The 23,142-nt window shown below is 63.2% G+C and carries 20 protein-coding genes and 1 pseudogene; 13 read left to right on the plus strand and 8 right to left on the minus strand.

Annotated features, from left to right (window positions below):
• Complete coding sequence (gene rsmA, locus RE4_RS27920) at window positions 1-900, plus strand: 16S rRNA (adenine(1518)-N(6)/adenine(1519)-N(6))-dimethyltransferase RsmA (protein WP_060939744.1); 900 nt, start codon at window positions 1-3, stop codon at window positions 898-900.
• A gap of 58 nt (window positions 901-958) precedes the next feature.
• On the opposite strand, the gene RE4_RS27925 is transcribed toward rsmA, so the two are convergent.
• Genes RE4_RS27925 through RE4_RS27935 form a run of 3 tightly spaced genes read right to left on the minus strand, consistent with a single transcriptional unit; the run spans window position 959 to window position 4,351 of the window.
• Entirely contained in the window at window positions 959-3,220 is a 2,262-nt protein-coding gene (locus RE4_RS27925; RefSeq protein WP_060939745.1) for a heavy metal translocating P-type ATPase, read from the minus strand.
• Window positions 3,220-4,134 carry a DUF8832 domain-containing protein gene (locus RE4_RS27930; protein WP_060939746.1) on the minus strand — a complete coding sequence of 305 codons (915 nt, stop codon included), beginning with the start codon at window positions 4,132-4,134 and terminating at the stop codon, window positions 3,220-3,222. The genes RE4_RS27925 and RE4_RS27930 overlap by 1 nt, the downstream gene beginning before the upstream one ends.
• Window positions 4,135-4,141: 7 nt before the next feature.
• The gene (locus RE4_RS27935; RefSeq protein WP_003946267.1) at window positions 4,142-4,351 is read right to left on the minus strand and encodes a heavy-metal-associated domain-containing protein; all 210 of its coding nucleotides are present in this window, start codon (window positions 4,349-4,351) and stop codon (window positions 4,142-4,144) included.
• A 314-nt stretch (window positions 4,352-4,665) separates the two neighbouring features.
• Here RE4_RS27935 and RE4_RS27940 point away from each other — a divergent pair, with 314 nt between their 5' ends.
• Window positions 4,666-4,869, plus strand: a complete 204-nt coding sequence (locus RE4_RS27940) for a cold-shock protein (RefSeq protein ID WP_003946232.1) — start codon at window positions 4,666-4,668, stop codon at window positions 4,867-4,869.
• A gap of 97 nt (window positions 4,870-4,966) precedes the next feature.
• Here the strand turns inward: RE4_RS27940 and RE4_RS27945 are convergent, their stop codons facing one another.
• Window positions 4,967-5,935, minus strand: coding sequence for a helix-turn-helix transcriptional regulator (locus tag RE4_RS27945; RefSeq protein WP_060939755.1), 969 nt, complete (start codon window positions 5,933-5,935; stop codon window positions 4,967-4,969).
• A 96-nt stretch (window positions 5,936-6,031) separates the two neighbouring features.
• On the opposite strand from RE4_RS27945, the gene RE4_RS27950 reads away from it, so the two are divergent.
• From RE4_RS27950 to RE4_RS27965, 4 genes are all read left to right on the plus strand, one after another.
• A complete protein-coding gene (locus tag RE4_RS27950; RefSeq protein WP_060939747.1) occupies window positions 6,032-7,027 on the plus strand; it encodes an ABC transporter ATP-binding protein in 996 nt (331 codons plus the stop codon).
• A gap of 37 nt (window positions 7,028-7,064) precedes the next feature.
• On the plus strand, window positions 7,065-7,841 hold the full coding sequence (locus RE4_RS27955) for an ABC transporter permease (protein WP_019744694.1): 777 nt from the start codon (window positions 7,065-7,067) through the stop codon (window positions 7,839-7,841).
• 81 nt (window positions 7,842-7,922) lie between these two features.
• Entirely contained in the window at window positions 7,923-8,858 is a 936-nt protein-coding gene (locus tag RE4_RS27960) for a 4-(cytidine 5'-diphospho)-2-C-methyl-D-erythritol kinase (RefSeq protein WP_060939748.1), read from the plus strand.
• Window positions 8,858-10,666 carry an ABC-F family ATP-binding cassette domain-containing protein gene (locus RE4_RS27965; RefSeq protein WP_003946255.1) on the plus strand — a complete coding sequence of 603 codons (1,809 nt, stop codon included), beginning with the start codon at window positions 8,858-8,860 and terminating at the stop codon, window positions 10,664-10,666. Before RE4_RS27960 ends, RE4_RS27965 begins: the two co-directional genes overlap by 1 nt.
• On the opposite strand, the gene RE4_RS27970 is transcribed toward RE4_RS27965, so the two are convergent.
• Window positions 10,663-11,082: a TetR/AcrR family transcriptional regulator gene (locus RE4_RS27970; protein WP_060939749.1), complete on the minus strand. Its 420-nt coding sequence runs from the start codon at window positions 11,080-11,082 to the stop codon at window positions 10,663-10,665. The two genes, RE4_RS27965 and RE4_RS27970, sit on opposite strands and share 4 nt — an antisense overlap.
• A 218-nt stretch (window positions 11,083-11,300) precedes the next feature.
• Between RE4_RS27970 and RE4_RS27975 the strand changes: the two genes are divergently transcribed.
• Window positions 11,301-12,539: an HNH endonuclease signature motif containing protein gene (locus tag RE4_RS27975; protein ID WP_060939750.1), complete on the plus strand. Its 1,239-nt coding sequence runs from the start codon at window positions 11,301-11,303 to the stop codon at window positions 12,537-12,539.
• A 66-nt stretch (window positions 12,540-12,605) separates the two neighbouring features.
• On the opposite strand, the gene RE4_RS27980 is transcribed toward RE4_RS27975, so the two are convergent.
• A complete protein-coding gene (locus tag RE4_RS27980; protein ID WP_060939751.1) occupies window positions 12,606-14,096 on the minus strand; it encodes an acetyl-CoA acetyltransferase in 1,491 nt (496 codons plus the stop codon).
• Window positions 14,097-14,235: 139 nt separating this feature from the next.
• Here RE4_RS27980 and RE4_RS27985 point away from each other — a divergent pair, with 139 nt between their 5' ends.
• Window positions 14,236-15,060, plus strand: coding sequence for a helix-turn-helix domain-containing protein (locus tag RE4_RS27985; RefSeq protein WP_003946247.1), 825 nt, complete (start codon window positions 14,236-14,238; stop codon window positions 15,058-15,060).
• A 43-nt stretch (window positions 15,061-15,103) separates the two neighbouring features.
• Here the strand turns inward: RE4_RS27985 and RE4_RS27990 are convergent, their stop codons facing one another.
• Window positions 15,104-16,861 carry an ABC transporter ATP-binding protein gene (locus RE4_RS27990; RefSeq protein WP_060939752.1) on the minus strand — a complete coding sequence of 586 codons (1,758 nt, stop codon included), beginning with the start codon at window positions 16,859-16,861 and terminating at the stop codon, window positions 15,104-15,106.
• Window positions 16,858-18,516, minus strand: coding sequence for an ABC transporter ATP-binding protein (locus RE4_RS27995; protein ID WP_238076519.1), 1,659 nt, complete (start codon window positions 18,514-18,516; stop codon window positions 16,858-16,860). The genes RE4_RS27990 and RE4_RS27995 overlap by 4 nt, the downstream gene beginning before the upstream one ends.
• Before the next feature lie 258 nt (window positions 18,517-18,774).
• Here RE4_RS27995 and RE4_RS28000 point away from each other — a divergent pair, with 258 nt between their 5' ends.
• The 5 genes and pseudogenes from RE4_RS28000 to RE4_RS28020 form a co-directional block, all read left to right on the plus strand.
• Complete coding sequence (locus RE4_RS28000) at window positions 18,775-19,662, plus strand: siderophore-interacting protein (RefSeq protein WP_020970316.1); 888 nt, start codon at window positions 18,775-18,777, stop codon at window positions 19,660-19,662.
• Window positions 19,659-20,786, plus strand: coding sequence for a Fe(3+)-siderophore ABC transporter permease (locus RE4_RS28005; RefSeq protein ID WP_020970315.1), 1,128 nt, complete (start codon window positions 19,659-19,661; stop codon window positions 20,784-20,786). Before RE4_RS28000 ends, RE4_RS28005 begins: the two co-directional genes overlap by 4 nt.
• On the plus strand, window positions 20,783-21,832 hold the full coding sequence (gene fepG, locus RE4_RS28010) for an iron-enterobactin ABC transporter permease (RefSeq protein WP_019744683.1): 1,050 nt from the start codon (window positions 20,783-20,785) through the stop codon (window positions 21,830-21,832). The genes RE4_RS28005 and fepG overlap by 4 nt, the downstream gene beginning before the upstream one ends.
• A 23-nt stretch (window positions 21,833-21,855) precedes the next feature.
• Entirely contained in the window at window positions 21,856-22,707 is an 852-nt protein-coding gene (locus RE4_RS28015) for an ABC transporter ATP-binding protein (protein WP_044479581.1), read from the plus strand.
• Window positions 22,704-23,142, plus strand: a pseudogene (locus RE4_RS28020) (ABC transporter substrate-binding protein); the annotation flags it as partial. The gene RE4_RS28015 and the pseudogene RE4_RS28020, both read left to right, overlap by 4 nt.

Consider the following 23,142-nt stretch of genomic DNA (forward strand, 5'->3'; position numbering starts at 1 on the left):
GTGTCAGACGCCGAACAATCGAACGAACCCATCGCTACTCCGCGCGGGCAGGCAGCCCTGCTCGGTCCGGTCGAGGTGCGCGCTCTTGCCGAGGAATTCGGTGTCCGGCCCACGAAACAGTTGGGGCAGAACTTCGTTCACGACGCCAATACCGTGCGACGCATCGTCACCACGGCAGGCGTCACTCGTGACGATGTCGTTCTCGAGGTGGGGCCGGGTCTCGGTTCGCTGACGATGGCGCTGATGGATGTCGTCGATCGTGTGATCGCGGTCGAGATCGATCCCAACCTTGCGGCTCGCCTTCCCAAGACGGTGGCCGAGCGAGCGCCGGAGTTGGCCGATCGACTGACCGTCGTCGAAGCGGACGCGATGCGTGTGCTGCCTTCACAGATTCCAGGCGAGCCGACCGCGCTTGTCGCGAACCTGCCGTACAACGTCGCGGTGCCGGTGCTGTTGCATCTGTTCGCGTCGCTCCCGAGTCTGCGGACCGCACTCGTGATGGTGCAAGCCGAGGTTGCCGGTCGCCTGGCGGCTGATCCGGGAAGCAAGATCTACGGCGTTCCCAGCGTCAAGGCCAACTTCTTCGGCGAGGTTCGCCGCGCCGGGGCCGTCGGACGCAACGTCTTCTGGCCGGTGCCGAAGGTGGAATCCGGACTGGTTCGTATCGATCGGTACGCGGAGCCGCCGTGGCCGATGGACGAGAAGCACCGCAAGCAGGTTTTTGCTGCCATCGACGCCGCATTCGCGCAGCGCCGCAAGACTTTGCGTGCCGCGCTCAGTGGTTGGGCAGGTTCGCCTGCCGAAGCCGAGCGACGGCTCCTCGCTGCCGGCATCGAGCCACAGACGCGTGGCGAGATGCTCGACGCAGCAGCCTTCGTTCGGCTGGCTGGAGGCGAATAGCCCCGTGCGCGGTTAAGGAGTGCAGGGACTCCCTAACCGCGCACAGGGGCTCGCCCCCTTACTTGAACCGCCGCAACCTCAGGCTGTTGCTCACCACGAACACACTGCTGAATGCCATTGCGGCACCAGCGAGCATCGGGTTGAGCAGGCCGGCCGCAGCCAGCGGGATCGCTGCCGTGTTGTAGGCGAATGCCCAGAACAGGTTGCCCTTGATGGTCTTGAGCGTCTTGCGGGACAGTCGAATTGCATCGGCTGCCGACCGCAGGTCACCTCGAACCAGGGTGATGTCGCTGGCCTCGATTGCAACGTCGGTACCCGTGCCCATCGCCAGACCGAGATCGGCCTGAGCCAGGGCCGCCGCGTCGTTCACGCCGTCGCCGACCATGGCTACGACGCGTCCTTCCGCCTGCAGCTTCTTGACGGCGTCGACCTTGTCCGCCGGCATGACCTCGGCGAAGACGGTGCTGATCCCGACCTGATCCGCCACGGTGCGGGCAACGGTGGCGTTGTCACCGGTCAGCAGAACCGGTTCGAGGCCGAGTGCCTTCAACTGCGCGATTGCTTCGGCGCTCGTGTCCTTGACCGCGTCGGCGATCACGAGGACGCCGTGCGCCTTACCGTCCCAGCCCACCGCGATTGCGGTGCGCCCGGCCTTCTCTGCTTCAGCTTTCGCGTCACGGAGATTTTCCGGCAACGGCATCGACCAGTCGGCGAGCAGCGCGTCTCGGCCGGCAACAACGGCATGACCGTCGACCATTCCCTGCACGCCGCGACCGGCGACGTTCACGAAATCCTCGACCGCAGGCAATTCGCCCACGGCTTCGGTCGCACCCTTCGCGATCGCAGCGGCGATGGGGTGCTCGGAGCGATGCTCGAGTGCACCGGCCAGCCGAAGGACCTCGTCGACGGTTGTTCCTTCGCCCACCACGGTGTCCAGCAATGTCATCTGACCGGTGGTGACGGTCCCCGTCTTGTCGAGCACGACGGTGTCGACTGCGCGCGTCGATTCGAGCACCTCGGGTCCCTTGATGAGGATTCCCATCTGGGCTCCGCGGCCGGTGCCCACCAACAGAGCTGTGGGCGTTGCCAATCCGAGAGCACAGGGGCACGCGATGATCAGGACGGCGACCGCAGCGGTGAACGCCATCTCGATGGGGTTGCCGGTACCGAGCCAGTAGCCCAGTGTCGCAACGGCAATCGCGATGACGACCGGTACGAAGATGCCGGCGATTCGATCGGCGAGGCGCTGAACTTCGGCCTTGCCGTTCTGGGCGTCTTCGACCAGTGCCGCCATCTGGGCGAGTTGGGTGTCGCTCCCGACTCGGGTGGCCTCGACGGTCAAGGTTCCACCGACATTGACGGTGGCCCCGACGACGGTGTCTCCGACACCGACCTCCTCCGGGACGGATTCGCCGGTCAACATGCTCATGTCGACGGCTGAGCGGCCTTCGGTGATGATGCCGTCGGTGGCGATCTTCTCGCCGGGCCGAACGATGAAGGAGTCGCCCGCTGCCAGTTCTTCGGCGGGGATTCGTACTTCGACGCCGTTTCGCAGTACCGCGACGTCTTTTGCACCGAGTTCCATGAGCGCGCGTAGTGCGGCGCCGGACGTGCGCTTGGACTTGTGCTCGAAGTAGCGTCCGGCGAGCACGAACGTGATGACGCCCGCGGCAACCTCGAGGTAGATGTTGGCGCTGCCGTCCATCCGGTCGACCGTCAGTCTGAACGCGTGTTTCATTCCCGCTTCGCCCGCGGTGCCGAAGAACAGTGCATACAGCGACCAGACGAACGCTGCGATGGTGCCCAGCGAGATGAGCGTGTCCATCGTTGCGGCGCCGTGACGCAGGTTGACCCAGGCAGCCCGGTGGAAGGGAAGGGCCGCCCACACGATGACCGGTGCGGCCAGCGTGAGGGAGAGCCACTGCCAGTTGTCGAACTGCAACGCAGGAATCATCGCCATCGCGATGACCGGCACGGAGAGCAGAGTCGAGATGATCAGGCGGGTACGAAGCTCGCGCAGATCACGATCCTGCGGGGTTTCCGCATCCGGGTCGACGGTGTCTGGCGCGCTGGGCGGTTTCGGGAGCGCGGCAGCGTAACCGGCATTCTCGACGGCGGTGACCAAATCTTCGACGGGTACCCCGTCCGGGAAGGTGACCTTGGCTTTTTCCGTCGCGTAGTTGACGGTGGCTGTGACGCCGTCGATCTTGTTGAGCTTCTTCTCGATTCGTGACGCGCAGGAGGCGCAGGTCATTCCGGTGATCGCGAGTTCGACGCTGCTCGAGTTGGCAGCATTGTCGACCGCAGTCGGTGACGTCATCAGTGCCCTCCCTCGTGATTGTCTGGAACTGAAGCTGCGGAAGTGCCTGCATCAACAGTGAATTCGGCGGTGCGAACCACGCCCTCGTGCTGGAAGTCGAGGAACAGTCGGTATGTGCCTTCGCTCGGCGCCTGTGCGTGGAAGGAAACGTCAGGACCGGGAGAAGTGACGCCGTCGCCCGGTTCACCCTCGGGGTGAACGTGCAGGTAGGCGAGGTCGCCGGTGCGAAGCGCAACAAGATGACCGTAGGCACCGAGGTACGGATCGAGATCGGTGACCGGGGCTCCGTCGCGAGCAACGCTCAGCGTGATCGGGCCGCCGGCAGTGGTCAGATCACCGTCGAGAGTCACGGTGTATCCGTCGACGGTTGCGGTCGCGCTCTTCGCGGGCAGCGGCGCAGGAGTGAATTCGCCTGCCACGTCGAAGTTTCGGCCGAGTGTCAGTTGGGTGCCGTCGGCGGGATCGAAGTCCGCGAAGACTCGGTAGGTGCCGGCGACGGGCCAGGTCCAGTCGATCGACCAGGTGCCGTCTGCGGCGAGAGAAGGATGTACGTGGCGGAATTCGCTGGTGTCGTTTCGGACGACGATGAGGTGGAGCTTCTTCTCGTGCAGGAGGTCGAAATCGACGACGGGCTTGTTGGTGCTGTCGAGAATCCGGAAGGTCAAGGTTCCCGGCTCCCCAGCTCGACCGGGTGCCGTCACGTCGGTGAGTGTGTATCCGCCGGAAGAGACTTCGAGCCCTGCGGGTGTCGCCGAATCCATGCCTGGCATCGATTCAGCGGTTGATTCGTGGGTGCTGTGCTGGGTAGTGGACATGTCTATCGGGCTTCCGATTGCGGCCCCCACGCCGAGGGCGGCGCCGAAGACGGCGACCAACCCTACGGCGTAGGTGGCAAGTGTTGTCGAGGTGCGCACGGCTGACTCAGCTTGGTACGACTGCGTAGCCGGCTTCGTCGACTGCTGCGACGACGTCGGCTGCGGAGACGGGGGCATCGCTGGTGACAACGACGCGTCCGCTCGCCAATTCGACATCCACCGCGGTTACGCCCGCGATGTTGCCGATCTCTTCCTTGACGGATCCGACGCAGTGTCCGCAGGTCATTCCGGAAACGGTGTATTCGGCGGTGGTCATCGCAGATCCCTTCGCTTGTGTAAAACTCATTTTACGGATACCCGGTGTAGGTATCTCCCTGGGACTGAAGGTACCCCCAGGGGGTATGCCTGTCAACGGGTTGGGCAGTGACGAAGGCCTCAGGGAAGACAACAGGGCGGATGTGTGGTCTACTTGTGTTGGTCGTAAGTGTTTGTGTTTGTGTTTCCACGCTCGCAAATGGTTAGGTTGCGAGCGTTTGGACATCCTCCACGGATTTGTCTCAGAACGGTCGTAGTAAGTGACCCGGGCGGTCGAAGCGACTGCCTGTTGACACTGTGTTAGAGGAGATTTACATGGCAGAGGGCATCGTGAAGTGGTTCAACTCCGAGAAGGGGTTCGGCTTCATCGCTCCCGAAGACGGCAGTGCTGACGTCTTCGTTCACTACTCCGAGATCCAGAGTGGCGGCTTCCGCACTCTCGAGGAGAACCAGCGCGTGGCGTTCGAGATCGGTCAGGGCAACAAGGGCCCGCAGGCCACCGGCGTTACCATCGTCTAAGACGTCCATGTGAGTCGGGCAACCGACGCATGACGTACTGACAAGACCCCAACTCTTCGGAGTTGGGGTCTTGTTGCATTTTGGGTGAAAAGTGCTCTCACGCATCGAGATAACGCTGAGCGGCCACTGCGGTTTCTGCTGCGATCGCGCGGCATTCCTCGCGGAGTTCGGGTGGATTCACAACGGTGAAATCGACGTCGAAAGCCCTGAGCCACATTGCGATCGACCGTAGGGAAGTGCCCGAAAGCACTATGACGCAACGCCCTTCGTCGGTGGACTCCACTGATCCCCACTGCTCACTGACCATGGGCGCTATCTGCTCGATGGGTGCATGCAGTAGAACTGTTGCGCGCGTGGAGGAATAAGCCCGGGCGACGCCGCGCGAAACGAAGTCTGCCGCACCACCGGCTGGTAGTTCCCGCGGCGTGAACCGCGGACCGGTGGGAATCTTGGGTTCCATCCGGTCGACGCGGAACGACCGCCAGTCTTCGCGAGATAGATCCCAAGCCACCAGATACCACCGAACACCCGACCGCACGAGCCTGTACGGTTCCACCTCGCGTCGGCTCTGGGTGCCGTCGTGAGTGCTGTAGTCGAATCTCAAACGCTCGTGGTTGTGGCATACGGACGCGATGGCGGACAGTACCGACGCATCGACTGCGCTCGCGGCGGGCTCGCGTGGCACGACGTCGATCGACAGCGACTCCAGACGGTGTCGCAGCCTCGACGGCATGATCTGCCGCAGCTTCGCCAGCGCGCGCATCGAAGCCTCGCCGATGCCGACCACAGAGCCGGTCGCTCCGGACTGCAAAGAGAGCGCCACCGCGAGCACTTCTTCGTCATCGAGCTGTAGCGGGGGCATCTCCGCGCCCGCTCCCAGGCGATATCCACCGCCGACGCCGACCGTCGCGTCGACCGGGTAGCCGAGATCGCGGAGGCGGTCCACGTCACGTCTGACTGTGCGCGGGGTGATCGCGAGCTTGTCTGCGAGTTCGGCACCGGACCAGTCTCGACGTGTCTGGAGCAGTGACAGCAACCGCAGTAGGCGAGCCGATGTCTCCTTCATGGCAAGAAGTCTGCCAAACATTTAGGACCCAATGCGTCCTCAATTGAATTTAGGTTGGTCCACATCCGACCAGTCGAGAAGAAATTGGGGCACATCATGAGTCGCATCAACAACGGCAGACCGATGATCGAGACGGAGGCGCTCACCAAGCACTTCGCCCAGGGCAAGAAACTCGTGGAAGCAGTCAAGGGAGTCACTCTCGACGTAGCGGAGGGCGAGTTGGTTGCCTTGCTTGGGCCGAACGGTGCCGGAAAATCGACGACGTTGCGCATGCTGACCACCTTGCTCGAGCCCACATCCGGTACTGCGCGGATCGCAGGATTCGACATCGCTGCGTCACGAAACGAGGTGCGCTCCAGCCTCGGATACGTCGGACAGGGGAACGGAGCCGGCCACAACCAGCGGGTTCGCGACGAGTTGGTGACGCAGGGGTTGTGCTACGGAATGCCCAAGGGCGACTCGCAGGTCCGGGCCGACGAATTGCTGCGTGATCTCGAACTCACCGAGTTGGGTACTCGAAAGGTCAGTACGCTGTCCGGCGGGCAGCGACGGCGGCTCGATATCGCTCTGGGCCTGGTCCATCGCCCACCACTCCTGTTCCTCGACGAGCCGACCACGGGCATGGACCCGCAGAGTCGGGCCAACCTCTGGGACCACATCCTGCGGTTGCGGCGAGAGATGGGCACCACGATCGTGCTGACCACGCACTACCTCGAAGAAGCGGATTCGATGGCAGAGCGGGTCATCGTCATCGACGAAGGCACTGTCATCGCGGACAACACCGCTGCCGCACTCAAAGCGGATCTCGCGGGGGATCATCTTCTGCTCACCTTCGACAGTGCCGAAGCGGCCGCCATCGCGGCGTCGGTGGCCGAGCAACTTGTCACTGTGCGTGACGTCACGGTCGAGGCAAGCTCGGTGAGTATCCGTGCCGGCGAGGGTGATTCGACGCTACCGGTATTGCTGCGTGAAGCCGATACCCACGGCGCCCGCGCAGTCACTGCGGACATCACCAGGCCGACTCTCGACGACGTTTTCCTCACTCTCACCGGCCGCAGCCTGCGCGAGAGCGCCGCCGCGGTTGCTTCCTAGAACTACGACGAAGAACTACGACGAACAGGAATCCGCCATGACAATCACACTCGATACCCCACGTAGCGCGCACGGCAACATTGTTCGAGACAGCGCGATCGTGATGGGCCGTGAACTGCGGCCGATGTTGCGTGACCCGGTCAGCGTCATCTTCAGCCTCATCCAGCCCCTGATCCTGTTGGCCCTGTTCGGGCCTCTGCTCAAAGGGGTCCCGGGTACCGGTGACGGCGTATGGAATTGGTTCATCCCCGGTGTATTGGTGATGATCGCGATCTTCGGCACGACGATGACCGGTTCCAACCTTCTGATGGAGATGCAGCAGGGATCCCACGAGCGAATGTTGGTGACTCCGCTCAGACGCTCGTCGTTGTTGATCGGGAGGGCATGCAAGGAGATGGTTCCGCTTGCCGCGCAGGCGATTCTGATCATTCTTGTTGCGCTACCGCTCGGATTGGACGTCAATGCAGCGGGCGCCGCGCTCGGAATCGTCCTGCTGGGAGTGTTCGGCGTCGGACTCGGTGCGCTCTCGTACGCTCTCGCTCTGGCTGTGCGGGAGCAGGATTGGATGTTCTGGGTCGTTCAGCAGACGCTGATGTTCCCGCTCCTGATCCTGTCGGGAACCATGCTTCCACTCGATGACGCACCAGGTTGGATGAAGGTCCTCGTGAACATCAATCCGCTGGGCTACGTCGTAGATGCCGAGCGGGCTCTCTTTGCCGGTGACTTCGCGTCGGGCAGCGTTTTGGCAGGAATCTTCGCTGCCGTCAGCGTGGCTGTGGTCGGGCTGGGGATAGGCGTGCGCGCGGTGAAATAGCGTGGGTGTGCTTGCTGTCGGATGGGGTGCGGCGGTCGCAGGTTTTCGCCCAGGTGTTCGCAGCGCCTATTGTTGTTCCTTGTGCTCTCCGTCGTTCCTCGCCCCGTAGTTGTCCGGGCCCCGTCCAAGGTGAATCTCCACCTTGCCGTCGGGGACCTGCGAGACGACGGCTATCACGAACTGACGACCGTTTTTCAGGCATTGTCGCTGGCAGACACCGTCACGGTGGCGCCTGCGGACACCTTGACAGTGCGGGTGATCGGCGACGACGCCGCGGCCGTACCGACCGATCGCACCAATCTCGTGTGGCGTGCCGCCGAGATGCTGGCCGCCGAGGGTGGCGTGGCTTCGAATGTCGAGATCGTCATCGAGAAGGGCATTCCCGTCGCAGGCGGTATGGCCGGCGGGAGCGCCGACGCGGCAGCCGCGTTGGTTGCGCTCAATTCGTTGTGGAAACTCGACTTCTCGCGGCCTGATCTCGACGCCTTCGCGGCACGTCTCGGGAGTGACGTTCCGTTCTCGCTGCACGGTGGCACTGCCCTCGGAACCGGTCGCGGTGAACAACTTGTCCCCGTCTTGACGCGCCGCACCTTTCACTGGGTGTTGGCGCTGGCCAAGGGAGGCTTGAGCACGCCGGTTGTCTTCCGGGAACTCGACAAGCTTCGCGCCGAAGGCACACCGAATCGATTGGGTACCGCTGACGAGTTGATTCACGCGCTCACCACCGGTGACCCTCATGTGCTCGCTCCGCTGCTCGGAAACGATCTGCAGGCGGCAGCACTCTCACTCAACCCGGATCTACGACGGACGCTGCGAGCGGGTGTCGAAGCCGGAGCTTTGGCCGGCATCGTCTCCGGCTCCGGACCGACATGCGCCTTTCTCTGCGCCGACGCACAGTCCGCGGTGGAAGTGAGCGCAGAACTTGCGGGAGCGGGGGTGTGCCGCACCGTTCGCGTGGCGAGCGGACCCGTTCCCGGAGCACGAATACTCGACAATGCGGCAAAGGGACAGCACTGATGGCGAATCTGATCAATCTGGAAAACGTGTCGAAGTCTTTCGGCGTCAAGCCGTTGCTCGACGGGGTCTCCCTGGGCGTGGAGGAAGGCGAGCGCATCGGTGTCGTCGGCCTCAACGGTGGCGGCAAGACGACCATGCTCGAAGTCCTCGCGGGTGTGGAGCAGCCGGATTCGGGACGCGTGAGCCGCGTCGGCGGATTGCGCATGGCCGTCGTGACGCAGCGCGGTGTGTTGCCTCCAGGCTCGACGGTCGGTGAAGTGGTCCTGGGGCCGCTCGGAGTGGCTCAGCACGAGTGGGCCGGCGACGCGCGCATTCGTTCAGTGCTCTCGGGAATCGGCATCGACAACTTGGGCGCCGGCGGCGAGCGGTCCGCATTGGACGCCAAGGTCGACGGCCTGTCCGGCGGTGAGCGTCGCCGCGTGGCTCTCGCTGCGGCTCTGGTTCAGGACCTCGATCTGCTGGTGCTCGACGAGCCGACCAACCACCTAGACGTGGAAGGTGTTCAGTGGTTGGCCGAGCACCTCGTCTCGCGTCGCAGCGCGCTTGTCGTCGTGACCCACGATCGCTGGTTCCTCGACACCGTCGCCACCCGCACCTGGGAGGTTGTCGGTGGCGGCGTCGAAAGCTACGAGGGTGGCTACAACGACTGGGTGTTCGCCCGCGCCGAGCGTTCGCGTCAGGCCGACGCTTCCGAAGAGCGTCGACGCAACCTTGCGCGCAAGGAACTCGCATGGCTGCGCCGCGGTGCGCCGGCCCGTACATCGAAGCCGAAGTACCGCATCGAGGCCGCGGAGGCCTTGATCGCTGACGTTCCGGCACCTCGTGACGCGGTGGCACTTGCGTCCTTCGCCCAGCGTCGACTCGGCAAGGTTGTCATCGAACTCGAAGACGCGCGTCTGGAGACCCCGGACGGCCGCGTACTCGTCGAGGATCTGACCTGGCGGCTCGCTCCGGGGGAGCGTGTAGGCCTGGTCGGCGTCAACGGCTCGGGCAAGACGACTCTGCTGCGGACACTGGCCGGTGAACTCGAGCCGGCAGCAGGCAAGCGCATTCAGGGGCAGACCGTCCACATCGGTTGGCTCAAGCAGGAACTCGACGATCTGCCGACCGACATGCGTGTACTCGACGCGGTCAAGGACGTAGCCGAGCGAATCACGCTGGGGGACAAGGAAGTATCAGCCGGTCAGCTGGCTGAGCGGCTGGGCTTCACACCGGCGCGTCAGCGCACCCCCGTCGGCGATCTGTCCGGTGGTGAGCGCCGCCGTCTGCAGTTGACGCGTGTCCTCATGGCCGAGCCCAACGTTCTGCTTCTCGACGAGCCCACCAACGATCTCGACATCGACACGCTTCAGCAACTCGAGGATCTGCTCGACGGCTGGGCGGGCACCATGGTGGTCATCTCGCACGACCGGTACCTGATCGAGCGCATCTGTGACACCACCTGGGCTCTCTTCGGTGATCGCAAGCTCACCAACCTGCCGGGTGGTATCGAGGACTACCTGCGTCGACGCGCAGCGATGGGGGATGGCGACAACCCGTCAGTGGCCTCGACCGCGAGTGGTGCGTCGAAGAGCAAGCAGGTCCGCGACGGTGCCGCGGATCGCGCTGCACGCAAGGAACTTTCGAAGCTCGAGCGGTCCATTGCGAAGTTCGACGACCGCGAGAAGAAGCTGCACGCTTCCCTCGCCGACGCAGCCACCGACCCGGACAAGCTGCAGAAGCTCGGGGCTGAACTCAAGCAGGTCATCGCGGACAAGGAAGCCGCCGAGGAGCAGTGGATGGAGCTGTTCGCCGAGCTGGACGGCTAGGGGAACTTCGCTCCGAATTTCTTGAAGATTCGCTCTGGATCCACGCCCTCCGGTGCTTGCTCGCGTAGCAGTGCGTCCAGAACGACCCCGTCCAATGCTGCGACCAACTCCGTTGCATCGGACGAGGTCATGCCGCGTTCGGCCAAGATGTCGACAAACCGATCCCGACCACGCACCAGTTCCACTGCGAGGTCGGGATCGTGGAATGACGCGATGATCAGTTCGTAACGCGCCCGGGTGCGGCCGGATTCAGGCCCCAGCCACCGGGCCACTTGTTGCTTCGGCGTCTCGCCTGGGCGAGGAAGATCGCCGTCCAGAAGGTGTCGCACCACCTCGACTATCAGTCCACGTTGATTTGCGAAGTAGTGCCGTGCGCTGCCGTGTGGCACGCCTGCCTCGTCTTCGACGCCTCTCATCGACCAGGCTCGAAACCCAACCCGGCCGTCTTTTTCGACATCCTGCTCGTGCTGTGTGTTGTTGCGATTGTGTGTTTTTGCGGGGTATGTCTTCTATCGCGTGATATTGGACGACTAGGTGAATGTTGATGTACTTCAACAGGTCTCGAGTCTTCATGTTCCCGAAGTTGTCCGCTTTGTCTCTGGCTATCGAAAATATGTTCGATTAAACTCTCGGTATGGATAGTCGGGAAGCATGGCAGCTGGATGGTGAGGGCCTCAAGGGTGAGGTTCTCGATCTGGTGCGCGCCCGGCACGAGTTGCAGTCGCGGTTGGTGTTGCTGATCGTGGAGATGTTTTCCCGGGAGGTTCTCGGTGGGAAGGGTTTTCGGGCGATCGCGCAGTGGTTGCATGGTTCGACGAATCTGGAGATCGGTGAGTGCAGTCTGCTGGTCGGGTTGGCGCGGTTGTTGATGCTCGAACCCGTTGTGGGCGATGCGTTTCACCGTGGCGATGTGGATGCGTTGAAAGCCCGGCAGGTGGCGTCGTTTTGTCAGCATCCGCCGAAGAACATGACCCTGGCGGATGTGGACAAGGCTCGCGAGATTTTGTTGTCGTTGGCGTCGAAGAACATTGCGGATTGTGATGCGGTGCGGGCGGCGATTCGGCGGATCGAGAAGCAGTACGGCAAGCGTGAGGACGGTGTTCCGGTCGGCGAGGATTCCGAACGTAACGAGTTCTACGCCTCGAAAGGCCTGTACGGGCGGGTCACTGTGAAGGGTGATCTGGATGCGATCAACGGGGCCCGGTTGATCACGTTGCTGTCGAGCCTGTCCGCTCCGACACCGGAGAAAGACGGCGTCAAAGACACCCGCACGCCAGCACTACGGCGCGCGGACGGGTTCTGCGAACTCCTGCGCCGCTACGAGCGAGCGGGGTTGGGCCCGATCGAAGGCGGAGTGAAACCACACATCACGGTCACCGCCAGCGCGAAAGACATGACGGACCTGCAAGCTTTGAAAGACCTCCTGCCGTCCACTGAGGAACTCGGGTTTGCGTGGACGGATTGGGTGGGCCCGATCAGTATCGACACTGCCCGGATGCTGGCGTGCGACTGCACCGTCACCCGGATCCTCCTGGATGAGAATGGTGTTCCGCTCGACTGCGGTAAGGAAGCGAGAACAGCGACTGTTCCGCAGCGGCGGGCGTTGGCGGTTCGGGATGGTGGGTGTGCGTTCCCAGGGTGTGGGACACCGTCGGGGTGGTGCGATGCTCACCATATCGTTCACTGGAACGATGGTGGCCCAACAGATCTCGACAACCTGATCTTGTTGTGCGGTCATCACCACCGGACGATGCACCACACCGAGTGGCGTGTCGAGATCGGACCGGATCGGAAGACGGTGTTCTACCCACCGATGTCGGTTGATCCGCACCAGCAGCCGATCGGCGGGAACAGTCCGCCCACCGCGGCGTGAATCGCGACAACTGAAGACGTGAGCACCGGGGCACAAACATGCCCCGGTGCTCACGGCTGTCGACCGTCAGAACGTGAGCGTGAGCTTTCCGTTCTCGTCGCTGATATGAACGGTCCGTCCGATCGCCGCCGGGTTGTCACCGCGAAGCTGGGTCAGTTCGGCGGCATTCTCGGGACCGGTGTGACCGGCGACGCGGCCGCCGTCCGGCGTTGTTGCAATCACGAACCCGATCTCAGGTTCGCCAGTGCGACCGTATTCGACAGAGGCAGTGACAATTTCCGCAGTGCCCTGGTAATCGGTGATCAGTTCCGGAGCCTCCGCGGTCAAAGCGCGCGCGTCGGGATCGCCGACGTACCCGTCGGCATGAGCGGCGGCCGACAGCAGTACGCAGTGCTGGTATGTGAGGAATCCACCGTTGGCGTGGACGAGGGCAAGGTTCGCGCCGTCGCGAATTCGCCTGGTGACTTCAGCGACGGAATGCAGGGTGTAGCTGTTGAGCGGTCCGCCGAAGAACGAGTGACCTCCGGTGACGCTTGGGATCGCGGTATCGGGAAGTCCGAGTTCGCGGATCAACAGCTTGGGCACGATTGGGAAGCAGCTGTAGGCATCGACGATGTCGAGTGCGTCGGCGCCGACTCCGGCACCATCGAGTGTGCGATGTACGGCGTCATGCATCGCGGCCGAGCTGTCGAAGCTGTTGCGGCTGAGGATGTCCAACGGATCACTCGCACCAGCGCCGCCCCAGAGGTACACCAGTTTGCTTTCATCGATCCCGAACTCGCGGGCGGTCGACAACGAGCAGACGACAACGGCCGCAGCCTGATTGACGAAGGGCATGGCGTTGAGCATCAGCGGGTACGGCTCGGAGACCATCCGATTGCCAGGTCCGACGGTGCCGATCTCGTCTGCCGATCGGATCTCCGACGTCCAGGAGGCGGGATTCTTCGATGCCAGTTCCGAGAATGCGGCGTACATCTTCGCGGACCAGGCGAGCGATTCGCGGGCGCCGTGGCCCTCGGAAGCACTGAAACAGTTCTCGAAGAGCGGGTAGACGCGCGTCGGCACGATGAAACCGGCGCGCTGCATTTCAGGGCTTCCCAGGTCGGCCGGATCGAATCCGGGAGGCCCACCGGGCGCAGCGGTCCACCCGATCGAGTCGGGAGCGACTCCGGACTTTCGCAGCGCGGTGCTGCTGGCGTGCGATTCGCCGCCCACGAGCAGAGCAGCCGAGGATTCACCGCGAGCGATGGCCGCGCCGATCCGATCGAGGAGTGCCGCCGGCCAGTGGCCACCGATCGGCGAGGTAGAGGTGACAGTGGGGGTCGCGCCTAATCGTGAGGCAAGCAGCCCGGGGAGATCGTCGTACGACCAGCTGACTGTCTTGATCGCGAACACGGAATCGATCTGTGTTCCCAGTTCAGCGTGTCCACTGTCGTTCAACGCGGCGACGGTGACGTCGTGAATCAAGTCAAGAGGTTCGCGGTGCCCGTCGGTAGGATTCCAGCGCAGATCGCCGACGCCGACGATGACCGGGATTCGTGATGCGTCAACCATCATGTACCTCTCGTTGCCGACCCGTAGCCGGGAGTTGCAGTCACGATATCGGGGAGCCTGGTATGTGTAACTCTGGGGTCACAGTCAACAATTTTCGGGTTCCTATTTAGGTATGCCTAACGAAAGTCCTATACTCGTCTTCATGACAGCTGTGGCAGAGAGAATTTCGGTGCCCGTGGGGCCGCGTTCCATCGATCACCCCTACTCGATGACAACGGTGACTCTGAAGCTCTCTCATCAGCGGCAGTGGGCCCCGCATCGTCATCCTGAACATGAGCTGATCTGGGGAAACTCCGGTGGAATGCTCACGGTTGTCGCTGACGGCATCACCTGGGAGGTGCCGCCTTCGGCCGGACTGTGGCTGCCTGCCGGTGCGTTGCATGCCGTGAAGGCGGGCCCAGGTACCGAGTTCTTCTGCACGTACTTCCGGCCTGAGGCGCACGCCGCGCCGTCGGGTGTTCCGGGCTTGTTCGGTGTCAGCGCTCTCCTGCGTGAGGTACTCCTGCACATGCATCGGCGGAACATGCCCGACGAGGCGCGCAGTCGCGCTGAGCGGGTGGCCTTCGACATGTTGCAGCCGCTCGAAGTTGCTGCGGTGGAGGTTCCGATGCCGACCGATCCGCGAGCGTTGTTCGTTGCCGAAGCGTTGGTCGCCAATCCGGCAGACCAGCGGTCGCTGTCCGAATGGGCGCTGACGGCCGGCGGTAGCGTCCGTACGCTGACGCGTGTGTTCGCTCAGGGTACGGGAATGACCTTTGCACAGTGGCGAATTCAGGTTCGAGTCCGCGCAGCACTGACGTACCTGGCTGCTGGCGTGCCGGTTTCGGTTGTCAGTAGGCGGGTCGGATACGAAACTCCGAGTGCTTTTGTCGCAGTGTTCCGCCGGGTCACCGGCCGGACACCCGGCAGCATGATGAACAAGGGGAGCGTGGCTCCCGAATCGGTGCCGTATCTCCTGCACGCTTGAGTTGGGTTGCACCGGGCGGAAGTGCCCGGTGCAACCGTCGCGGTCAACGCCGCGGCGCGGACCACGCTTCCCACAGTTCCGCGTACCGACCCCCGAGGTTGACCAACTCGTCGTGAGAGCCGTGCTCGACGACACGGCCGTCGTCCATCACCAGGATCTGATCGGCGTCGACGGCCTGTGAGAGTCGGTGTGCCACTGTGACAGCAGTGCGACCCCGGGTCAGAGCCAGAGCTGCATCGTCGAGGACCTTGGCTCCGGCGCTGCCCGCTTCGGCGGTCGCCTCGTCGAGAATCAGCAGCGGCGGATCCAGTAATTCGATTCTTGCCAACGCAAGTTGTTGTGCCTGTGTTGCGGTCAGCCGGTGTCCACCGTCTCCGACGACGGTTTCGAGTCCGTCCGGGAGTGCCCGCAACCAATCGGAGGCGCCGACGGTATCGAGCGCTGCGATGATGTCGTTGTCCGTTGCCGACGGGTCGGCCAGCCGCAGATCCTCGGCCAACGTGCCGGCAAAGACGTGGACCTCCTGAGTCACGAGGGCCACCGCGCTCCGAGAGGTCGACGTTGGCAGTTCGTTCCGGGGCACCGTCCCGATCTTCACGACGCCTTCGGTCGGTTCGTAGGTCCCCGCGACCAGTTTTGCGACTGTCGATTTTCCGGCTCCGGTAGCGCCGACGAGTGCCGTGACGGTTCCTGCCGGAAGGGTGATGTCGATGTCTCGCAGAACAGGAGCGTCGCCGCTTCGGTACGAGAATGTGACGCGTTCCAAAGACGCCGAGCTGTCGACAGGTTCCTGCGGATCATTCGGTGCGGATGGCACGGGCGCAAGGGTGACTCCGACCAGGCGAGCCAACGCGATTGTGCCTTCCTGTAATTCGTCGAACACGCTGAGAACTGCGCCCACCGGATCGAAGAGGCGGTGGAAGAACAGGGCTGCGGCGGTCGCGGCGCCGATGCTGATCTGACCGTCTTTCACCAGCCAGAAGCCTGTGATCAGCACAGCGGACAGGCCGATGTACTCCGCGATGTTGAGCCGGCCGAAAAACCTGGTGCGTAGACGCGTGGTCAACAAGCTCAGGCGGACGGCGGCCATCGATCGAGATTCGATCTGTTCGAGATGCGGCTGGGCCAGGCGAAGCGATCCGACGGTGTCGGAGTTGCTCAGCGAGTCCAGGAGCTGTTGCGCACGTGCACCTTCTGCCTCCCGCTCCTCGCGGTAGACCGGTGCCGACCTCGAGAGGTACCAGCGCAGCGCCTGGATCTGGATGGGTGCCGCGATCACCGCGGCGACGGCGAATCTCCAATCGAGGCTACCCAATCCGATCAGCGTCAACACGATGGTCAGTGCCGCGGTGGCAAAAACCGGAAGTGCTTCGGATACGGCCCGAGTCACCAACCGCACGTCGCCGGTGATGCGGGAGACGAGATCTCCGCGCCCGGCGCGTTCGACGTCGCTCTGCGGAAGGTCGAGAACCCGGACGACGACTTCTTCGCGAAGGTCGGCGACAACGCGTTCGCCGACGCCGGCGAGCAGGTAGTTGCTCACTCCGACGAGAAGGGATGAGGCAACCGCGATGCCGACCAACGCGAGAGTCAGTGTGCCGATGCGAGAGACAGCGTCGCCGTCTCCGTCGGTCACGGCGTCGACCATGGCGCCGAGGATCAGCGGTGTGAGCAGACCTATCGCGGTCGCGGCGGTCAGGGTGACGACTGCTGCGATCGCGGAGATCCGGTGGGGTCCCATCAACCGAAGTGCCGCGCGGCGAGCTTGTTTCGGTGTTGCGGTGGGGAGTAGTTCGTTCACAGCTCGATCACCCGATCGCAGATATCGAGCAGCACGGGGCTGCTGGTCAGAAGTATTGTGGCGTGCGCCCCGCGTACCTCGGCGATCCCGCGAGCAATGCGCGCTTCGGTGACGGAGTCGACGGCAGTGGTGGGATCGTGCAGCACCAGGACGGGCGCTTCGCTTGCCAGTGCCCTCGCCAACGCGATGCGCTGACGCTGTCCGCCGGACAAAGAATTCCCTTGCTCGGTGACTCGGGTGGCGAGGCCGAGCGGCAGTGCCGAGATCACTTGATCTGCGGCGGCCGCGGCGATGGCCTCGTCGTTGCGGCGACCGATCGGTGCGAGGGCGTCGATGTTGTCGCCGACTGTGCCGATGAACAGTGCCGCGTCGTGCGGTGCTGCCAGAACGTGAGTGCGAAGTTCGTCGATGTGCAGCTCGTGAATGGCGTTGTCGCCGAGATGAATTGTTCCGCTCGAAGGGTCGATTCGACGCGCCAGTGCGTCGACCAACGCATCCGCCCACGCCGCATTCTCGGTGACGATGCCGATGATCTCGCCGCGTTTGACATCGAGATCGACTGGTGACGCTCCGGCCAACACGACGTCGCGCAGCGTCAGGAACTCGGAGTGATTCAGGGGCACAGGTGCACCCGCGGGAGTCACAGCCTCGGTGGTCCCGAGAAGTGCTCCGACGCGGTTGGCGGAAGCACGCGCCCGTGCCAGGCCGGCGCCGAAGTAGATGATGTCGATCAACGGACCGCGAAGGAACTGTGCCAGACCCACCACGGCAACGAATTCACCGACCGAGATGCTCCCGGACGCTGCCATCCGTCCACCCACGTACGCGATGACGGCGAGGAAAGCACCGGCGATCGCAACATTGGCGGCGGAGTACATCGCTTGGTATCTCTGTGCGCGAAGGGTTGCTTCCAACGAAGTCCGGCTGGCTCCCCGATACCGCTGCGCTGCAGCATCTCCGGCGCCGATGCCGGAGAGGATTCGGAGTCCGGAGAGCAGATCTGCGGCCAGGGCACCGGCCTTGGCGCCCTGCCATTGATCGGTCTCGGCTCGGCGTTCGAGCGGTCGACTGACCACCTGCATGAGAGCCAGCACCGGGGGCGTACCGAGAATGACGAGCAGGCCGAGTGGCACCGAGATCACCAGAAGCGAAATCGCGGCGGTCAGCACTCCGCAGGCGGCCGCAAGTTTTGTGCTCAGCGTGTGGGTGAATCCGGCCACCGAACCCGCGTCGGATGTTGCAATCGAGTAGACCTCGCCAGGCATGCGCCGCGGCGACATGCCGTGCGGATCGAGGCCTCGGCGCGCGATGTCCATCCGCAAGCGATGCGCACCGTGCTCGGTGACGGAATCGGAGATGCGTGCCGCGAAGCGCCAACTGAGCAACAAGCCGGTGAAGAGAATTCCGAGAACGAGGATCCACTTTCCGAGTGCGGCGGCATCGCTGGTCGCGACAGCACGGTCGATCACCGCACCGATCACCACCGGCACCAACGCTTCCGCGACCTGGTGGCCGGTGAAGCCGACGGACGCCGCCGCCAACTTGGCTCCGCGACCTTCGGAAGCGATCGCGCGTGTGATTACCTGGCGCGGCGTGATCGCCGTGCCGGTTGGGGGACCGTTTGTCTCGGCCGAAAGAAGTGGTGTCGAAGGCACTGGGTCCACGCTAGGGATCGTGGGCGGTAGTCAGAAGTCACACCGGTGCCAATACTTGTCGTGAACAGGCCATATGTATTGCGTTGGCCGAATTGCGATAGTAGTTGGCCCCGTTGCAGCGGAGAAGGCATCGACTCATCGACAACACTGCAATAAATTAAGGTCTACCTTACTTAGCGCGGGTTAACTATGTCCGGAAGTCGGATTTGATCCTTGTGTTCGGGTCCGGTTCATGTTCCATCGATGTTGGAGATTGTTGTGAGTCTTGTGTTCGGCGAGGTACTTCACAAGGAGTACGTGACCCCGGGAATGGTTCGTATCGTGTTCGGAGGGGAGGAACTGACCGCCTTCGAAACCACCGGTACCGGTGACGAATACCTGCGCCTCCACTTCCCGGTCCCGGCTACAGGCGAGTTCGTTCTACCGGCGGAAGATCCGGACGCACCGCGCGGTTGGCGGTACCCGGAGGGCGAGGAACCGTCCCCGTGCCAGCCGTACACCGTGCGACGGTTCGATGCCGAAACCAGCCGAATGACAATCGACTTCGTCGTTCACGAGGGCGGAATCGCCAGCGACTGGGCGCAGAAAGCCGAGATCGGTGACAAGTTGGCGATCGGCGAGTCTCGTGGCCTCTACGAGCCGCCGGCCGACGCACGCTGGCAGGTGTTCGTCGCCGACGCAACCGGACTCCCCGCACTCGGTCGTCTGATCGAACAGTTGCCGGCCGGCATGTCGGCCAAGGCGATCGTCGAGGTGGTGGACGAGTCGCACAAGCAGCAGATCACCTCGGACGCCGACGTCGAGTTCATCTGGCTGGTCGGCAGTGGCAACGGTGTTGCACCGTCGAAGCTGCCGGACGCGGTTCGCGCGATGAACCTGCCCACTGAACTCGGATACGTGTGGGTGGCAGGCGAGAGCACGATGCTCCGTGACATCCGCAAGTACCTTCGCCACGAACTCAAGTTGCCGGGTGAGCAGTACAAGGTCATCGGCTACTGGACCTACAAGGCAGAGGTCTGGAACGCGAAGTACGAGGCCCTCGACGAGAGTGTCCGCGCGGCACTCGATGCGGCCTGGGAATCGGACCGCGACGAGGAAGAGATTCGCGACGAGGTCGAGAAGACTCTAGAGAGCGCCGGCTTGTGACCGTTGGATTAGACAAGAGTGCCGTCGACCAGAGTGCGGCTGACGAGAGAGCCGTCGACAAACACACCGAAGAACTGATCGACGAGTCGCTGCAAGAGAAGCAGAAGCAACCGGACGGCCTGGTATCGACCAACTCTCGTCGTATGGCGGGTCTTCTGGTGTGCCTGGTGGTGCTCGCCGCCGTGCTCCTTCTGAGCATTGCGGTTGGATCGAAGACCATTCCGTTCGGCACGGTCATCGACGCGCTGGTGAACTACGACGACTCGAACGATCACGTGATCATCCGTGACCTGCGGCTGCCGCGTACTCTGCTCGGTCTGATAGTCGGCATGGCGCTCGGCGTGGCCGGTGGCCTCATCCAGGCGATGACACGAAATCCCTTGGCTGATCCCGGAATTCTCGGTGTCAATGCCGGAGCAGGCTTTGCGATGGTTGTCGCCGTCGCGGTCTTCGGCCTGACCAGCATCTGGTCGTACATCTGGTTCGCGTTCCTCGGAGCGGTGATAGCCACGGCGATCGTCTACACGCTGGGCTCGATCGGTCGAGGTGGTGCGACGCCCATTCGGCTGACACTGGCCGGTGTTGCCATCGGCTCCGTGCTCGGCGGCATCTCGTCCGGCATCACCTTGCTCAACCCGACCGCCTTCGACCAGATGCGCCAGTGGAATGCCGGCTCACTCAGCGGGCGTTCCTTGGAAATCGTTCTGGCTGTTGCACCCTTCATCCTCATCGGGCTCTTCCTGGCGCTCGCGTTGGCACGCCAGCTCAATGCCGTGGCTTTGGGTGACGATCTGGCACGTTCGCTCGGTGCCAATATCACTCGCACTCGTATTCTCGGCGTCATCGCGGTGACCTTGCTGTGTGGCGCAGCGACAGCGGCGGCCGGGCCGATCGGATTCGTCGGTTTGATGGTTCCGCACGTCGCGAGATGGTTCGTCGGACCGGATCAGCGATGGATTCTCCCGTACACATTGGTGTGCTCGCCGATTCTTCTTCTCTTCTCCGACGTCGTCGGCCGAATCGTGCTGCGCCCGGGTGAACTTCAGGTCGGCATCGTCACGGCATTCATCGGAGCTCCGGTGCTGATCATGCTGGTGCGTCGAAGCAAGGTGAGCGGTCTGTGAGCATCGATTTCGGGCGCCCCACCACGGTGGTGCGCTCACCCAAAGAAGGGTGGTCCGCGCGGATCGACGTCCGCACGGTCACGGTCTGTCTCATCCTCGTTGCGCTTGCACTGGCGATCGGCGTCATCGCCCTCGGTAGTGGTGACTACCAGGTGCCGATCGGGGACGTCCTCGGCGCACTGTTCGGCGAGGCTCCCGCGCGTATCCACATGGTCGTCGTGGAATGGCGTCTGCCCCGAGTTCTGTTGGCGCTGATGCTCGGTGCGGCACTCGGCATGAGCGGTGCGATCTTCCAATCGCTCACCAGGAACCCGTTGGGTAGCCCAGACATCATCGGCTTCAACTCCGGTGCGTACACGGGCGCTCTTGTGGTCATCCTCCTCATCGGTGGTACTTACTACGAGATCGCAGTCGGCGCCTTGGTGGGCGGAATCGCGACCGCAGCAGTGGTTTACCTCCTTGCGTACAAGCGTGGTGTGCAGGGATTCCGGTTGATCATCGTCGGTATCGCCATCAGTGCGATGTTGGGCTCGGTCAACACCTGGATGATTCTCAAGGCGAAGCTTGACGACGCCATGGCCGCCGCAGTGTGGGGTGCCGGTTCGTTGAACGGTCTCGGCTGGACTCAGGTGTGGCCGGTGGTCGTCGTGCTGGCCATCCTCGTTCCGCTGATCCTGGTGTTGGGCAGGCGGATGCAGATGCTCGAGATGGGCGACGACGCCGCCAAGGCACTCGGAGTCCGGGCCGAACCCACGCGGCTTTCCCTGGTTGTTCTGGGTGTCGCTCTGACGGCCATGGTGACAGCAGCGGCCGGACCGATCGGGTTCGTCTCGCTGGCGGCTCCGCAATTGGTGAGGCGATTGACCGGTAGTGCCGGAGTGACCCTGCTGCCGTCGGCAGCAATGGGTGGCGCGTTGCTGATGGTCAGCGACTGGGTGGCGCAGCGAGCTTTTGCACCGACACAGTTGCCGGTCGGCGTCGTCACCGTCTCCATCGGTGGCATCTATTTTGTATGGCTTCTCGCGCGAGAGGCCCGTAAGCAGTGATCGGTGAAGGAACGAGGAACAGCGTGAACGAGGCAAGTGCGGCGGGCGTCGTGGCTGAGAAGACGAATCGGCTTCGCGCCGAGGACGTCACGATCGGGTACGACAAGCGCGTCATCTCGGAGCACCTCGACGTCGAGATCCCCGACGGTGGCTTCACCGTCATCGTCGGTCCCAACGCCTGCGGCAAGTCGACACTTCTGCGTGCGTTGTCCCGGTTGCTCAAGCCGACCACCGGCAAGGTTCTTCTCGACGGCAAAGCGATCACGTCGTACCCGGCCAAGGAAGTTGCGAGGCGGCTCGGGCTTCTGCCGCAGACGTCGATCGCCCCGGACGGTATCAAGGTCGCCGATCTGGTTGCGCGAGGACGTTATCCGCATCAGAAGCTGATCCGTCAGTGGTCGCGAGAGGACGAGGCCGCCGTCATCAAGGCGATGGAGGCAACCAAGGTCACGGATCTGTCGGCAAGGCCGGTCGACGAACTGTCCGGTGGTCAGCGCCAACGTGTCTGGGTCGCGATGGTTCTCGCGCAGCAGACTCCGTTGGTGCTGCTGGACGAGCCGACGACGTTCCTCGACATTGCGCATCAGATCGAGCTTCTGGAGTTGTGCCGCGATCTGAACGAGAACGACGGGCACACGCTGGTGGCTGTGCTTCACGATCTCAATCACGCGTGCCGCTACGGAACTCACATCATCGCGATGAAGGACGGCGCCGTGGTCGCCGAAGGCCCGCCCGCGGAGATCATCACCGAAGAACTGGTGCAGGAGGTGTTCGGCATGGCGTGCCGCATCATCGACGATCCGGTTTCCCACACACCACTTGTCATTCCGCTGGGACGCGAGCGTCAGCGAAACATCGAAGGAGCAAAGGTATGACACTCGTCCTGGATACGCAGGTCACCGATTCGGAGTGGGCTCAGATCGTCGACCGCATTTCACGGCGCCGATTCTTCGGTGGCGCAGCCGGTGTGGCTGCAGCACTGGCGCTGAGTGCGTGTGGAACTTCCGATGCCGAGTCGGACTCGGCCAGTGACACTCTCCCATACACGTGGGGCGAGTTCAGCGGCGACGTTCCGCGCGACCCCAGGCGCGTTGTGGTGCTGGACGGCCGCGTCGACCTCGAATTCGCGATGATGATGGACTACCCGATCGTCGGTTCGGGGAATTTCTGGTTCCCCGATGCCAAGGCAGGATTCCAGTTTCCCGGCCGTACCATCGAGGACGCGAGCTTCGTCAACGTAGCCGGCGATTTCTCCACCAATTTCGAGGCTCTGCTCGCTCTCGAACCCGATCTGATCGTGATCACTGATT

This window comes from Rhodococcus erythropolis NBRC 15567 (genome assembly GCF_001552595.1).
Lineage (GTDB): Bacteria > Actinomycetota > Actinomycetes > Mycobacteriales > Mycobacteriaceae > Rhodococcus_F > Rhodococcus_F erythropolis.